This is a genomic window from Lentzea sp. NPDC051213, from assembly GCF_044455585.1.
Lineage (GTDB): Bacteria > Actinomycetota > Actinomycetes > Mycobacteriales > Pseudonocardiaceae > Lentzea.
This window is the reverse complement of sequence record NZ_JBITEX010000016.1, coordinates 74,736-87,993: the sequence shown is the minus strand read 5'-3', so window position 1 is coordinate 87,993 and position 13,258 is coordinate 74,736. Positions and strand designations below refer to the sequence as shown.

The 13,258-nt window shown below is 69.0% G+C and carries 15 protein-coding genes; 8 read left to right on the top strand and 7 right to left on the bottom strand.

Annotation, left to right across the window (positions count from 1 at the left end):
- Positions 1 to 40 precede the first annotated feature (40 nt).
- Positions 41 to 1,981 carry a beta-propeller domain-containing protein gene (locus ACIA8G_RS43650; RefSeq protein WP_396424730.1) on the top strand — a complete coding sequence of 647 codons (1,941 nt, stop codon included), beginning with the start codon at positions 41 to 43 and terminating at the stop codon, positions 1,979 to 1,981.
- Between the two features lie 157 nt (positions 1,982 to 2,138).
- Here the strand turns inward: ACIA8G_RS43650 and ACIA8G_RS43645 are convergent, their stop codons facing one another.
- The gene (locus ACIA8G_RS43645) at positions 2,139 to 2,894 is read right to left on the bottom strand and encodes an EI24 domain-containing protein (RefSeq protein ID WP_396424729.1); all 756 of its coding nucleotides are present in this window, start codon (positions 2,892 to 2,894) and stop codon (positions 2,139 to 2,141) included.
- 146 nt (positions 2,895 to 3,040) lie between these two features.
- Here ACIA8G_RS43645 and ACIA8G_RS43640 point away from each other — a divergent pair, with 146 nt between their 5' ends.
- The 4 genes from ACIA8G_RS43640 to ACIA8G_RS43625 all read left to right on the top strand — a co-directional run bounded on the left by ACIA8G_RS43640 (position 3,041) and on the right by ACIA8G_RS43625 (position 5,365).
- The gene (locus ACIA8G_RS43640) at positions 3,041 to 4,390 is read left to right on the top strand and encodes a helix-turn-helix domain-containing protein (protein WP_396424728.1); all 1,350 of its coding nucleotides are present in this window, start codon (positions 3,041 to 3,043) and stop codon (positions 4,388 to 4,390) included.
- Between the two features lie 84 nt (positions 4,391 to 4,474).
- On the top strand, positions 4,475 to 4,636 hold the full coding sequence (locus tag ACIA8G_RS43635; protein WP_396424727.1) for a hypothetical protein: 162 nt from the start codon (positions 4,475 to 4,477) through the stop codon (positions 4,634 to 4,636).
- Between the two features lie 98 nt (positions 4,637 to 4,734).
- Positions 4,735 to 4,893 carry a hypothetical protein gene (locus ACIA8G_RS43630; RefSeq protein ID WP_396424726.1) on the top strand — a complete coding sequence of 53 codons (159 nt, stop codon included), beginning with the start codon at positions 4,735 to 4,737 and terminating at the stop codon, positions 4,891 to 4,893.
- A gap of 76 nt (positions 4,894 to 4,969) precedes the next feature.
- The gene (locus tag ACIA8G_RS43625) at positions 4,970 to 5,365 is read left to right on the top strand and encodes a hypothetical protein (RefSeq protein WP_396424725.1); all 396 of its coding nucleotides are present in this window, start codon (positions 4,970 to 4,972) and stop codon (positions 5,363 to 5,365) included.
- Here the strand turns inward: ACIA8G_RS43625 and ACIA8G_RS43620 are convergent.
- Both ACIA8G_RS43620 and ACIA8G_RS43615 read right to left on the bottom strand, forming a co-directional pair.
- The gene (locus tag ACIA8G_RS43620; protein WP_396424724.1) at positions 5,349 to 6,224 is read right to left on the bottom strand and encodes a YihY/virulence factor BrkB family protein; all 876 of its coding nucleotides are present in this window, start codon (positions 6,222 to 6,224) and stop codon (positions 5,349 to 5,351) included. The genes ACIA8G_RS43625 and ACIA8G_RS43620 overlap by 17 nt on opposite strands.
- The gene (locus ACIA8G_RS43615; RefSeq protein ID WP_396424723.1) at positions 6,211 to 6,396 is read right to left on the bottom strand and encodes a hypothetical protein; all 186 of its coding nucleotides are present in this window, start codon (positions 6,394 to 6,396) and stop codon (positions 6,211 to 6,213) included. The genes ACIA8G_RS43620 and ACIA8G_RS43615 overlap by 14 nt, the downstream gene beginning before the upstream one ends.
- Positions 6,397 to 6,488: 92 nt before the next feature.
- On the opposite strand from ACIA8G_RS43615, the gene ACIA8G_RS43610 reads away from it, so the two are divergent.
- On the top strand, positions 6,489 to 8,090 hold the full coding sequence (locus ACIA8G_RS43610; protein WP_396424722.1) for a hypothetical protein: 1,602 nt from the start codon (positions 6,489 to 6,491) through the stop codon (positions 8,088 to 8,090).
- Here ACIA8G_RS43610 and ACIA8G_RS43605 read toward each other — a convergent pair.
- Genes ACIA8G_RS43605 through ACIA8G_RS43590 form a run of 4 tightly spaced genes read right to left on the bottom strand, consistent with a single transcriptional unit; the run spans position 8,083 to position 11,665 of the window.
- Entirely contained in the window at positions 8,083 to 9,225 is a 1,143-nt protein-coding gene (locus ACIA8G_RS43605; protein WP_396424720.1) for a cysteine desulfurase-like protein, read from the bottom strand. The genes ACIA8G_RS43610 and ACIA8G_RS43605 overlap by 8 nt on opposite strands.
- Positions 9,226 to 9,229: 4 nt before the next feature.
- A complete protein-coding gene (locus ACIA8G_RS43600; RefSeq protein WP_396424719.1) occupies positions 9,230 to 9,826 on the bottom strand; it encodes a TetR/AcrR family transcriptional regulator in 597 nt (198 codons plus the stop codon).
- Positions 9,814 to 10,479, bottom strand: coding sequence for a hypothetical protein (locus ACIA8G_RS43595; protein WP_396424718.1), 666 nt, complete (start codon positions 10,477 to 10,479; stop codon positions 9,814 to 9,816). The genes ACIA8G_RS43600 and ACIA8G_RS43595 overlap by 13 nt, the downstream gene beginning before the upstream one ends.
- Positions 10,480 to 10,519: 40 nt before the next feature.
- The gene (locus tag ACIA8G_RS43590) at positions 10,520 to 11,665 is read right to left on the bottom strand and encodes a GNAT family N-acetyltransferase (RefSeq protein WP_396424717.1); all 1,146 of its coding nucleotides are present in this window, start codon (positions 11,663 to 11,665) and stop codon (positions 10,520 to 10,522) included.
- 55 nt (positions 11,666 to 11,720) lie between these two features.
- Between ACIA8G_RS43590 and ACIA8G_RS43585 the strand changes: the two genes are divergently transcribed.
- Both ACIA8G_RS43585 and ACIA8G_RS43580 read left to right on the top strand, forming a co-directional pair.
- Positions 11,721 to 12,224: a DinB family protein gene (locus ACIA8G_RS43585; RefSeq protein WP_396424716.1), complete on the top strand. Its 504-nt coding sequence runs from the start codon at positions 11,721 to 11,723 to the stop codon at positions 12,222 to 12,224.
- Between the two features lie 75 nt (positions 12,225 to 12,299).
- Positions 12,300 to 13,217: an NADP-dependent oxidoreductase gene (locus ACIA8G_RS43580; protein WP_396424715.1), complete on the top strand. Its 918-nt coding sequence runs from the start codon at positions 12,300 to 12,302 to the stop codon at positions 13,215 to 13,217.
- Positions 13,218 to 13,258 lie beyond the last annotated feature (41 nt).

The following is a 13,258-nucleotide window of genomic DNA, read 5'->3' as shown; positions in this document are numbered from 1 at the left end:
GGCACGCAACCCTTCCCGGCCTTGTTTACGTCCTGGAGGCATGAACGGCAGAAAGCTGTTGGCCGGTGCCGCCGTGCTGGCCGTCGCCGGAGTGAGTGTGAGCTCCGCGGTGCGGGACGAAACCCCCACACCACCACCGATCGTGGACTACGGGCCGGTGCGTCTTGTCGCGTTCGACTCCTGCGACAACGCATTGACCGAGCTGCGGCGCGCCATGGCGCCGTACGTCAGCGCGTACGGCCTCGGGGGCGATGTACGCATCCTCACCGCCGAAGGCATGGCGACCGACAACAGCGCGGGCGTTCCACAGCGCGCCGGCGACGCGAAGTCCGCCACGCCGCCGACGCAGCAGCAGGACCACTCGACGACGAACGTCCACGAGCAGGGCGTCGACGAGCCGGACATCGTGAAGACGGACGGAAAACGCGTCGTCTCCATCGCCGACGGCAAGCTCCGCGTGGTCGACGTCGCGTCCAAGACGATCACCGGCACGGTCGACCTCGGCCAGCGCCACGCCGGTCAGCTGCTGGTGTCCGGCGACCGCGCGCTGGTGGTCACCGAGAACAACGTGCCGATCATGGAACGCGCGCTGCCCCCGGACCGCCCGTACTTCCCGGAGCCCGGCACCGAGCTCGTGCTCGTGGATCTCAAGGCGCTCAAGGAGATCGGCAGCCTCAAGACCGACGGCTTCTACCTCGACGCCCGCCAGATCGGCGGCACCGCCCGCGTCGTCGTCCGCTCGCAGCCGCGCATGCCGTGGGTCTACCCGGACATGGGGATCAACGAAGCGGGAGCGTTGCGGCGCAACAAGGAGATCCTGCAGAGCGAGCCGATCGCGTCCTGGCTGCCGCGCTACGAGCTGAACCAGAACGGCGCCAAGACGAGCGGAAGCCTGGTCGACTGCGCGAACGTCAGCCACCCGGCCGTGCACGCCGCGTCGTCGATGCTGACCGTGCTCACGTTCGACCTCTCCGGTCAGCTCGGCACGGGCCAGCCGGTCTCTATCGTGGCCGACGGCGACACCGTCTACGGCACCGACCGCAACCTCTACATCGCCGACGACCACCGCCTGATGCCGGAACTTCCCGGCAAGCCACCGGTGCAGCGCCCGATCACCACGGCGATCCACCAGTTCGACATCAGCCAGGCCGGCCCGCCGAAGCACGTCGCGTCCGGTGATGTCGGGGGCACGTTGCTGAACCAGTACTCGCTGTCCGAACACGACGGTGTCCTCCGCGTCGCGACCACCACGGGCACCGAAACCCGTTGCTGCTGGCGGATGCCGTCCGACGTCGCGCCACCGCAATCCGCACCGTCGGAAAGCTTCGTCACGACGTTGCGCCGCGACGGGAACCAGCTGGCCAAGGTCGGTCAGGTCGGCGGGCTGGGCAAGGGCGAGCGCATCTACAGCGTCCGGTTCATCGGCACCACGGGCTACGTGGTCACGTTCCGCCAGACCGACCCGCTGTACACATTGGACCTCAGCGATCCCAGGCAGCCCAAGGTGACGGGCGAGCTGAAGATCACCGGCTTCTCCGCCTACCTGCACCCCGCGGGCGACGGAAAGCTGATCGGCGTCGGCCAGGAGGCGACGGAGCAGGGTAGGACGACCGGCACGCAGGTGTCGTTGTTCGACGTGCGCAACCCCGCCTCACCGCAACGGCTCGCGCAGTTCCACCTGCCGGACTCGAGCTCCGAGGCGCAGTTCGACCCGCACGCGTTCCTCTACTGGCAGGCTGACGGCACGCTGGTGATCCCGGTGTCGACGTACCGGGTGAGCCCGGAGGTCAGCTCGCTGGTGCTGCGCGTCGAGGGCAACCAGCTGCGCGAGGTCGGCAAGATCGTCGAACCGTCCTCCCCGAACTACGGCGGTGCCCGGCGCACCATCGTGATCGGCGACCAGTTGTGGTCGATCTCCAACTCCGGCGTGCAGATCAACGCGCGCAACGGGTTGGCCCAGCAGGCGTGGCTGCCGTTCTAGTGGCGTGGCTCAGAACGTTGCCGGGGAATTCGCGGTCAGACGGGTGCATCGTGGTGCCGCCCCCACGTCCTCATACTGGATGTATGTGGGCGTGGGGGCGGTGCCGCGAGGCGCCCTGCTGAGCGTGAATTACCCGCCCACGTTCTGAGTCACGCCACTAGGCGACTGAGCGATCACCGTTGAGCAGGCGGTGCGACAACACCGTGCCGCCTGCCATCGCCGCCGGGATCACGATCATCGCGGCCAGCGGGATCAGGCACAGCAGATACGCGGGCACGGCGAACCCGAGCACCAGCGACCGCCGGGTGGCGAGGATCTGCCTGCGCTGCTTGAACGTCCTGCCGCGCCGGGTGAACGGGATGCCGGTGAGCTCGATGCCGAGCAGGTACCCGTTGATGCACACGGCCAGCACCGGCACCACGGTCTGCCCGACGACCGGGATGAACCCGCAGAAGAACAGCGGGATCGCGAACAGGATCGACGTGCCGACCAGCAGGATCGTGCTGCGCAGCCCCACCAGGAACCCGCGCCACCAGCCGACCTGCTCGGTGCCGGGCACGCCGCCGAGCTCGTCCTCGACCTCTTCGGCGATGTACTCGTAGAACGGGCCGCCGATCATGATCGTGATCGCGGTGAACAGCAGCACGCTCAGGCCGAGCAGACCCGCGACCACCGAAATTCCGACGGCGACCTCGGCGACGTTGCGCCAGGTCTCGCTCCACGAGTCCGCGAAGCCGGTGAGCCACCCGGCGATCGAGCCGATGTGGAGGAACAGCAGCACCCAGCCGGTGATCATCAGCGCGGCCGTGATCACCGCGGGCAGTGCCCCGACCAGCACGCGCTTGGGTGAGCTGAACACGAGCCTGAAGCCGCGCAGCAGCAGTCCGACGCCGGCACCGAAGTCCTTGATCACGCGCGGCAGCCTAGTCGCTCCGAACCCGATGGCCCGCTCGAACGTGCTAGGTGGGGGTGTTTCGGGAACCATTTGAGATCCGGAAGGGTGCTGAACCGCCCGCCAGGACGTGCCACCATGCGAGCTGACTGCGGGAGGCGTTGAGGTTGAGCACACCGGCTGGAAACGCCGTCGTCGTCCCAGACGGGCCGTTGCCGTTGTTGCCGCCTGCCCTCTGGGAGTCGCGGGAGGTGCAGGACGCGGTCGCCGCGGAGTCGCCCGGCGCCGTCGTCGCGGTCGCGCGCAAGGCGCACGGACTGCGGCAGGACGAGCTCGGCACGCTGGCCGGCTTCTCCCAGTCGGCGATCTCCCGCCTGGAAGCGGGCAGCAACATCGCCTACGACATGCGCGTGCTCAGAACCCTGCAGCGGCTGCTCGGCATCCCCGCCCACCTGCTCGGCCTGGTCGACCGCACGGTGCCGATCCGCTCGGGCGAGGCGCGCCGTCTCGCGGGCGGTGTGCCGGAGTTCGCCGGGCTCGAAGGCGTGGCGAAAGACCTGGTCGTGGGCATCGAGGGCAAGGCGCTGATGGCGTTGTGCGTCTCCGCGGTCTTCGGCGCGGGCCACGGTGGCAACGACGGCGTGCTGGCCAAGGACGCGGTGAGCCAGCTGCTCGTGCTGCGCCGGATCATCAACGACGCGCACAACTGGCGCGGCACCGGTGCGTTGATGCCCGCCGTTCGCAGCATGTACGACTTCATCGACGCACTGCGTCGCAACGCGCGTGGCGACGTCCGTCGGCGGTTGCTCGGCACCGGCGCGATGTACGCGGAGTTCTACGGCTGGCTGTACGAGGAGATCGGCGACCTGCGGAACGCGGCCGCGTGGACGTCGCGGGCGCTGGAGCAGGGGCAGGCCGCGGACGACCGGGACGTCGTCGCGTACTGCTACGTGCGGATGAGCCAGCTCGCGGAGGTCGACGGCGACGACGACCGGGTGATCGGCCTGGCGCGCGCCGCCCAGCGGGAGACCGGGTGCAGCCACGTCGTCCGCGCGATGGCGTTGCGGCAGGAGGCCCGCGGTCTCGCCCGTGCCGGGCTGGAGTCCAGCATGCCCCGGTTCGACCTCGCGCGTGCACTGGTGCAGAGCGCGGAACGACGGGAGTCCGACGAGTACTCCATCGGCTACTGCTTCACCGAGCAGCACGTGCAGCTGCAGCGGGCTTCGAGCCTGATCGACCTGGCCGACCACAAGCAGGCCATCGACACCTACGCGGAGATCATGCCCAGGTGGGGCGGCGTCTGTCAGTGGGAGCAGGGCGTGCACACCGCCCGGCTCGCCTACGCGCACGCCTCCAGCGGTGACGTCGACCAGGCCGTCCAGCTCGGGTTCGTGGCGCTGGACCTCGCCCGCTCGACCGGGTCGCAGCTCATCGTGACCGAGCTGGAGAAGCTCGGCCCGTGGCACGAGGCGCCCGCCATCGCCGAACTCACCGCCGAGGTCACTCAGCTGCGTTGAGCGGCGTATGCACGTTCCGCATATGCGACCCGCAATTGGTATTTGTCCCTCCCAATTGTCCGCTGGACAACGCACGATCTAAGCGTGATCGACCTAGCCGAACGAACGCCGCGCTCGGACCAGGTCAACGCCGAAAGGTTCTGCGCGGCAGTGGCACAGCGGAACTCGGGCCCGCACCGGCTCGAGTTCTACGCGACCACGCACGCCGTCGTGTGTGTGGTGGACGACGCCGAGGTGAAGGCATGAGCATTCAACAACGAATGGAATCGCGCATGCCTGTATTGCTGGTCCGCAAGCGTGCAGGTGTTGTTGGCGAGACACAACGCACGTGCCACCTCGTACCTATGCCCGACGACGACCGCACGCCACTCGCGCTCACGGCGTATTGCGGCGAACTCATCCACCGCGGTGAGGCGGAACTGCTCGCCCAGCCGTCCGGAATGCCGTGTGTCGGTTGCCTGTTCCGGGTGCCGATGCCACGCGACGCGGACGACTGGTCCTGACACGGTCTGGCCACAGACTCGTAAACGTACTAAGCAACGGCCCCGCCCGGACGATCACCCTCGCTACCTTTGGCGCATGAGGCACGGCAACACACATCAGGTCCTGCGCGCCTTGGCAGCGGTGATGACCCTGGTGCTGGTGCTCGCCGGCTGCGGCGGCGAGCGCGAGGACCGCTTCGCCCAGCCGGGCGCGCCCAAGTCGTCGCCGAGCGGGAAGTTCGTCGCTCACGCCGAGGGAACGAGCGCCGTGCGGGTCACCGACCGCAACGGCGGTGACGTCTTCCAGAAGTCGTACGAGTACGCCACCAGCTACCGGGCCGACGGCATCGGCGTGGTGTGGCTGTCCAAGAAGGACCAGCTGTGGGTGCTCGTGCCCGGTGGCCGCACGAGCGAGCGCATCGAACCGGGGCCGGACGGGATCTGGACGGCGACCGAGGACGAGTTACCTGGGGAGATCACGCGGCTGGGCTGAACCGGCGCAGCTCCGCGTCGAACTCGGCGCCCAGCAGCACCGCGATGTTCGAGATCCACAGCCACACCAGGAACGCGATCACGCCACCGAGCGAGCCGTAGGTCTTGTTGTAGGACGCGAAGTTCGCCAGGTACACCGTGAAGCCCGCGGTCGCGATGCCCCACAGCACGATCGCCAGCACACTGCCCGGCGTGATCCAGCGGAATCCGGGCTGCCGCACGTTCGGCGAGGACCAGTACAGCACCGCGAACGCCAGGCTCACCAGCAGCACGATCACCGGCCACTTCGCGATGTCCCACACCGTCACGACGGTGTCGCCGAGCCCGACGGCGTTGCCGACCGTGTCCGCGATGCCGCCGGTCAGCACCAACGCGCCCAAAGTCAGCGCCACCAGCACCACCGAGCCGAGCGTCAGGCCCAGTTGCAGCGGCACGGTCTTCCAGAACGGCCGGTCCTCTTTGACGTCGTAGATCGCGTTGCACGCCCGGATGAACGCGCCCAGATAGCCCGACGCGGTCCAGAACGCGGTCACGAGCCCGATGATCCCGAGCAGCCCGGCGGCACTCTGGCCGCGCTGGAGCTCCTCGATCGACGACCGCACCAGTTCCGCGGCCTGACCGGGCGCGACCTGGTCGATGTACTTCAGCAGCTCCTGAGTGGTCGATTCGCCGAGCAGCGCGAGCGCGGATGTCAGCACGATCAGTCCGGGGAACAACGACAGCACCGCGTAGTAGGTGAGCGCTGCCGCCCAGTCCGTCAGGTTGTCGTCGTTGAACTCTTTGACTGTCCGTTTGAGAACGCCCCACCAAGCGCGCTTCGGCAACTTGGTGGGGCGGTCGACGGTCCTACCTCCGGGCACGGCGCCAGCTGAACGAACGGGTACCGGTGCCGACGCCCGCCAGGTGCAGCGCGAGCAGCAGCAAACCGAGCACCACGAGCGTGTTGACGGTGATCACTTCACCCAGAGCGACCTTTGCCAGGTCGAGGATCAGGGCGAGGCCGAACGAAACTGCGGCGATGATGGCCAGCATGTGTCCACCTCCTGTGTCGTGACCTGCGGATACCCGTTTCGTTAGTGGCGAACCGCGCCGTTCGGAGCAATGAACGTGTCATGATCCGCCCCATGGACGTGCAGCGCTGGCAAGCGGCCGCGGTTCCGTGGTGGGTGACCAAGGTCGGACTCGTCGGTGGCTGGATCGTCGCCTTCTACTTCGCCGCCACGGCGAACGACGTGCCGTGCACCGCTGCTCAGCCGTGCTTGCCGGATCCGCTGTTCTCGCTGGCTGTCGTTCCGTTGCTGGCCACGCCGCTGCTGTTGTTGTTCGGCCGTGTGCTCACCGGGTGCGCGATGGGTGTGGTGTTCGGAGCGCTGGACCTCGTGCTCGACGGCTCGGCAGCGGCCAACGTCGCGTTCGGCCTGCACGCGGGTGCGTGTGCGGTAGTAGCGGCGTGGACAGTCAGGTCCCGTGCGGACCAGCACACCGCGGCGGGCACCACGCTGGTCACGTTGCCGGACATGCCGCCACCGCGCGGAGTTCTGCGCATCGTCGCCGTGTTGCTCGTGGTGTTCGGCTTTCTGACGTTCGTGCAGTACGGCCTGAGCAACGACGAGCTCGAGCAGCACATCGCGAAGGCCAGCCGCGTGGACGCCGAGGTCGTGGAGATCAAGGACACCTACCAGGTGTGGGTCGAGCTGCCGGACCGGCACCGCACCGCGTTCGAGCCGCTCGCGCCGGAGACCTACCAGGTCGGCGACACGGTGCCGGTGCTCGCGGACGGCACGTGGGTGCGGATGGCCAACGAACCCGAGGACGTCACGTGGTGGCTGACGCTCGGCGGTGCCGCGGTGTTCCTCGCGATCATGCTGGCCGCGCGGGAACGGCGCCGCCGCTCGTTGTGGACGGGGCCGGTCAAGGCCGTCCGGCTGCAGGCGCACCCGGTCGGCCCGCGCCGGATCCTGTTGCGCCACAACAAGGACGACATCGCGACGATCGTCACGATCGCCGACCTGGGGCTCGAGGAGCCGCTCTACCACGACACCGAGCAGTTCGGCCGGGTCTGGCGCGGCGAGGAGGACCCGCCCGTGCAGCTCGACCCGGCGGAGCTGCTCGTCGCGGGCGAGTGGCACCACGGCGGCCAGGTCGCGCTGCTGGCCGAGGGCGAGGTGGTCGCGACCAGCACGCTCAGCCGGGTGCGGCCGCGGCACACCGTCCACAGTGCACACCTGCCGGGTGAGGCGGTCACCGCCGCAACGCCGGCCGAGCTGCCGCACGCGATGTGGCCGGGCGATCGGCGGCGGGCCGAGGGCGTGGTGCTGCTGCTCGGCGCCGCGGGTGCGTTGATCGCGCTGAAGAGCTACCCGGACCTGATCGTGCTCGGCCTGGTCGGTGTGCAGTGCGTGCTGTCGGCGGTGACGCGGTTTCAGCCGTTGCTCCGCCTCGACCACCGCGCTGTCGTGCTCTACACGGGCGTCTGGACCTACCGCGTGCCGTGGGCACAACTGCACGGCGTCCGGCGCTCTGGCGACCAGCTGATGCTGGCGTTCGGCCCGGCCGGCGACGTGATCACCACTCCGCAGCTGCCGGACCGGGAGGCCGGCGAGAAGCTGATGTGGGCGCGCGCCCGGTCGTTGATCGCCGACCACGGTGGCGAACGTGTGGCCCGCAAGCTCAACGTCGGCGTGTTCCTCGGGCTCGTCTACGTCGGGCTGATCCTGTTCATCTGAGGCGGGCGACGGCCGTCAGCAGACGTTCCACATCGGACTCGTCGGTGTACGGCCCGATGCCCGCCCGCACCGCCCCCTTGTCGCCGAGGCCGAGCCACCGCGAGCACTCGAGAGCGTAGAAGTGGCCGGCCGGGGCGTTCACACCCTCGGCGCCGAGCCTGCGGTAAACCTCGGCCGGCTCCAGCCCGTCCACCGAGAACAAGACGGTCGGCGTGCGGGAGGCGGCCTTGCTGTGGATCCGCACGCCCAACTCGCGCAGGCCGTTCTCCATCTTGTGCCGCAACCCCTGCTCGTACTCCTCGAGCCCGTCCAGCGTGCGCATGAACTCCACCGCCGCCGTGGTGCCGGCCAGCAGCTCGTAGGGCAGCGTGCCGAGCTCGAACCGTTCCGGCACGGCGTTCGTCGAGGGCAGCAGCTTGTCCGGCCGCAACGTCTCCAGCAGCTCCGGCGCGGCCGCGAGCACTCCGAGGTGCGGGCCGAGGAACTTGTACGGCGAGCACACGAAGAAGTCCGCGTCCAACGCCTCGACGTCGACCGGCACGTGCGGCGTGTAGTGCACGCCGTCGACGTAGACGAACGCCGCCATCTCGTGCGCCGCCGACGCGATCGCCGCCACGTCCGGCCGGGTGCCGAGCAGGTTCGACGCCGCTGTGATCGCCACGACGCGGGTGCGGTCGGACAGCAGGTTCGTCACCGACTCGGTCGGGAACTCGCCGGTCGACCTGTCGAACGGCGCCCAGCGGACCGTGGCCCTGGCCGCCTCGGCCGCCTGCACCCACGGCCGGATGTTCGCGTCGTGGTCGATCCTGGTCACGATGATCTCGTCGCCCGGCCGCCAGTTCTTCGCGAGCGTGCGGGAGATGTCGTAGGTCAGCTGGGTCATGCTGCGGCCGAACACGATGCTGCCCGCGTTCAGGAACCCGGCCATCGTGGCGCGGGCGGTCTGGACGATCTCCTCGGCCCGCCGTTCGGCCGCGGTGACGCTGCCGCGGTTGGCGATCGCCGAGGTCAGCGCCTCTTTGACCGCCTCGCCGACGACGTCGGGCACCTGCGAGCCGCCCGGTCCGTCGAAGTGCGCGGCACCCTCGCGCAACGCGGGGAAGTGGGCGCGGACTCGGGCGACGTCGTAAGCCATGCCCTCATGGTGCGGGAGCACCGAGGAATCGGGAAAGGATCAACCGCAGGGTGGTCACCTGTTCGGCCGCGTCGAAGTCCGGGTCGACCAGCCGGGTGAACAGCACGTCGACCAGGCCCTGCACCCAGCTCGCCGCGGTCAGCGCGCTCACCGGCAGCTCGATCCGCCCGGCGTCGCCGGCCCGTTGCAGCAGGTGGGCGAGCTCGTCGCGCAGCGCCTGCTCGTTGCGGGTGATCAGCGCGGACAGCTCGGGATCGCGGCCTGCCTGGGCGACGACCTCCATCACCAGCCCCGCGACGGACCGGTCCAGCGCGGGCGCCGACAGGTGATCGATCACCAGCTGCACGCCGTCCCACGGGTCGATCTCGCGGGCCTGAGCGAAGACGGCGGCGTTGTCCTGGCCGTCCTGCTCGAAGACCTCCCGGAAGATCGCCTGCTTGGTGGGGAAGTAGTGGAACAGGCTGCCAGTGCTGATGCCGGCGGCCTTGCAGATGTCCGCGACGGTCGTCCGGTCGAAGCCCTTCTCGGCGAACAAGCCCGCCGCGGTGTCGGTGATGTGCCTCTTCTTCGCCGCGTGCTTGACCGGATCTACCGTTCGCACCTGTAGTACTGCCTCTTCTTCTCGTCCCGCACGAACACGCCGCGCTTGCGGATCTCCCGCGCCAATTCTGCGGCCTCTTCCTGCTCGTGGTGCGAGAAGGCCTTCTTGCGGGCCGCGAACAGCGCGTTCACGTCCGGCGGCAGCTCCGGCGTGTGCTCGACCCACATCCGGTAGTCGTTCGCGAACGGGTCGGCGTCCCGCCACCGGTAGCCCTGCCCGGTGAACGCCGCCTCGAGCTTCCCGGCGCTGAGGTCTGAAGTCTCGCGGGCCAGCTCGGCGCCGCTCGGCGACAGCAGCACGAGCTGCTTGCCGTCCGCGAACGCCGACTCGACCTCGTTACGCCCGAAGGTGAAGCTCTTGTCGTCCTTGCGGAGCGTGACCTGGTCGTGGGAGACCTCGACCGACATCATCTCGGCCGCCCAGATCAGCGTGAACACGAATCCGATGAGCGCTCCGGCACCGAGCGCCGCGATCGTCGCCCACGGCTCCGGGATGTCCGTGATCAGCTCGAACACGCCCTGGAACGGGAACCACTTCAGCGTGGTGATCCAGCCGGCCGCCAGCTTGAGCCCCCACACCGCGGCGGCGCCCAGCACGGGGCACAGCACCCACATGCCGTACCGGACCGCCGCGGTCTCCTGCACAGTCGTCATGCGCCCAATACTAGACCGAGCGCTCGGTTTATTATCGGCCTTATGGGAGGTAGAACGTCACCAGGTCGCTGGTGACCGGCGGGAACAGGGCGAAGGCCAGGTCCTTGTTGTCGGGAGCTGGGTAGACGTCGCTGAAGATCCGGCGCAGTCCGTCCATCCCGTGCGGGCCGAACAGCAGTGGCGCGAGCAGGTCCGGGGCGATGCCCGACCCGCCCTGGTCGCCGGGCCCCAGCATGACGCCGCCCCACTCGTACGGGCTCATCTCCGTGCCGTCCCAGCGGAAGCGGACGTGCGTGCGGTAGAAGCCGAGCAGCACGTCGGCGGGTTCCTGGCCCTGCAGGCGTTTCGTGAAGACCGGGCGCAGGTGCTCGAACAGCTTCGGGACGTCCGGGATGCGCACCTGGTACTGCTCCATGCCGAGGAAGCGCGGGGCGAGGTACTCCTCCAGCACCGGATACCGTTCGACCGCGGCGTCCGGATTCACGAGGTGCACCAACGCTTTCACGGCGTCGTCGTCGACACCGGCGATCTCGCCGAGCGTCACGTCGCCCTCCTCGGGCGGCGTGCTGCGGCCGGTCGCCACCGGGACGCCGTCGCGTTCGACGATCCACGTGGTGCTGCCGGTGCGGTTGACCAGCCAGCGCCAGCACTGCGTGGTGTGGCCCATGCGGAGGTCCGCGTGCTGCTGCGCCTGGTTCTGGAGCTGGTCGAGCACCGGGATGTCGGCCTCGGTCGCCGGGCGGATCGTATGTCCCGCAACGGGTTCCGGCTTGCTTACTAACGGCCGGGTCTGCTTGACCGGCATCGAGTAGGTGTAGCCGAACTGGCGGTAGAAGTACGGGATGCCGATCATCACCTGGACCAGGTGACCGCGGCTGCTGGAGCGGTCGTGCGCCCAGCCCATGAGCTGTCGCACGAGACCCCGGCCCTCGTACTCGACGTCGGTGGCGACCTGTTCGACCTGGCCCGCCGGGATGTCGAGGCCGGCGAGCGTCACCGTCTCGTCCATCAGCGTGACGGTGGAGACGATCCGGTCGCCGTCCTCCGCGACCGCGACCCAGTCGTAGCCCGCGTCCGGGTCGGTCATCAGCAGACGGGCGTCGACCCCGTCGCAGGGATCCATGCGAGCCACGATGAGCTTCTCGACCTGGTCGAGGTCCTCTGGGCGTGAGGTGCGGATGTTCACCCGCCGAGTGTTTCCAGGGCAGTGGTTGTCCGCAAACAGATTTACCGTCATCGGCATGGACTGGAACAAGCACTTGACAGACCAGCTCGACTGGCACTGGCAGAACCAGTTGCGGCCACGGCTGGAAGGCCTGACCGACGACGAGTACTTCTGGGAGCCCGTGCCGGGCGCGTGGACCGTCCATCGCGACGGCTCGATCGACTGGGCGTACCCGCCGCCCGAGGTCGCGCCGGTCACGACGATCGCGTGGCGGATGGCGCACCTCATCGTGGGCGTGTTCGGCCTCCGTGCGGCGTCGCATTTCGGTGGGCCGCCGTGCGACTACGTGACGTGGAATTACGCTGTGAGCGCGGACGAAGCGTTGAAGCAGCTGGACGACGCCCACGCGTTGTGGCACGAAGGTGCGTTGAAGGCGGATCTCACCCAGCCGTGCGGCGAGGCGGAGGGGCCGTTCGGGGACTGGCCGTTCGCGGACCTGGTGCTGCACATCAACCGGGAGGCGATCCATCACGGCGCCGAGATCTCACTGCTCCGCGATCTCTATCTCCGGGAGAGCTAGTCACCTCAAAGTGCCTACTTTCTAGAAGTTGGCGCTAACTGCAAGATGGTCCCATCGAGAACATCGAAGGGGATCATGATGCGAGTCGTTACGCAGAAGACCGTCGGGGACGCATCCGTGCTGGAGATCGCCGAGGTCGAGCGCCCGACGCCAGGACACGGCGAGGTGCTGGTCAAGGTAGGTGCGGCCGGGGTCAACCCGGTGGACACCTACGTCCGCGCCGGCGCGTTCGCGCTGCTCGGCGAGCCGCCGTTCACGCTGGGCTGGGACGTGGCGGGCACCGTCGAGCAGCTCGGTGAGGGCGCTGCGGAGTTCGAGGTCGGCGACGCGGTCTACGGGCTGCTCGCCTTCCCGAAGGCGGGCAACGCCTACGCCGAGTACGTCGTGGCGAAGGCTTCCGAGCTGGCCCTGCGGCCGCCGCACCTGAGCGTCGAGGAGGCGGGCGCGGTTCCGCTGGTGGCGCTGACGGCGTGGCAGGCGCTGGTCGGACGCGGCGGACTCACCGCGGGACAACGGGTGCTGGTCCACGCCGCGGCCGGCGGGGTCGGGCACGTCGCGGTGCAGATCGCCAAGGCGCAGGGCGCGTACGTGATCGGCACGGCGTCGGCGGCCAAGCACGACTTCCTGCGGTCCCTCGGCGTCGACGAGGTGATCGACTACCGGCACCAGGACTTCACCGAGATCGAGCCGGTCGACGTCGTGTTCGACGCGGTCGGCGGGGAGTACGCCGAGCGTTCCGCCACGGTGCTCAAGCCGGGCGGCGTGCTCGTGTCGATCATTCCGGGCAATCCCGGCTTCAGCGCCGAGCGTGCCGCCGAGCTGGGCGTCCGGTTCGAGCTCTTCGGCGGCGTCGCGCCTTCCGCGGCGGACCTCGCCCTGTTGCCGCAGCTCAAGGTGCAGCTGGACCACGTCGTGCCGCTCGCCGACGCCGCGAAGGCGCACGAGCTGGTCGAGTCCCGGCGCACCACGGGCAAGGTCGTCCTGGTGCCGTGACCCGGCGTTAACCATTCGTTGACCATGTACACCGATCGTGT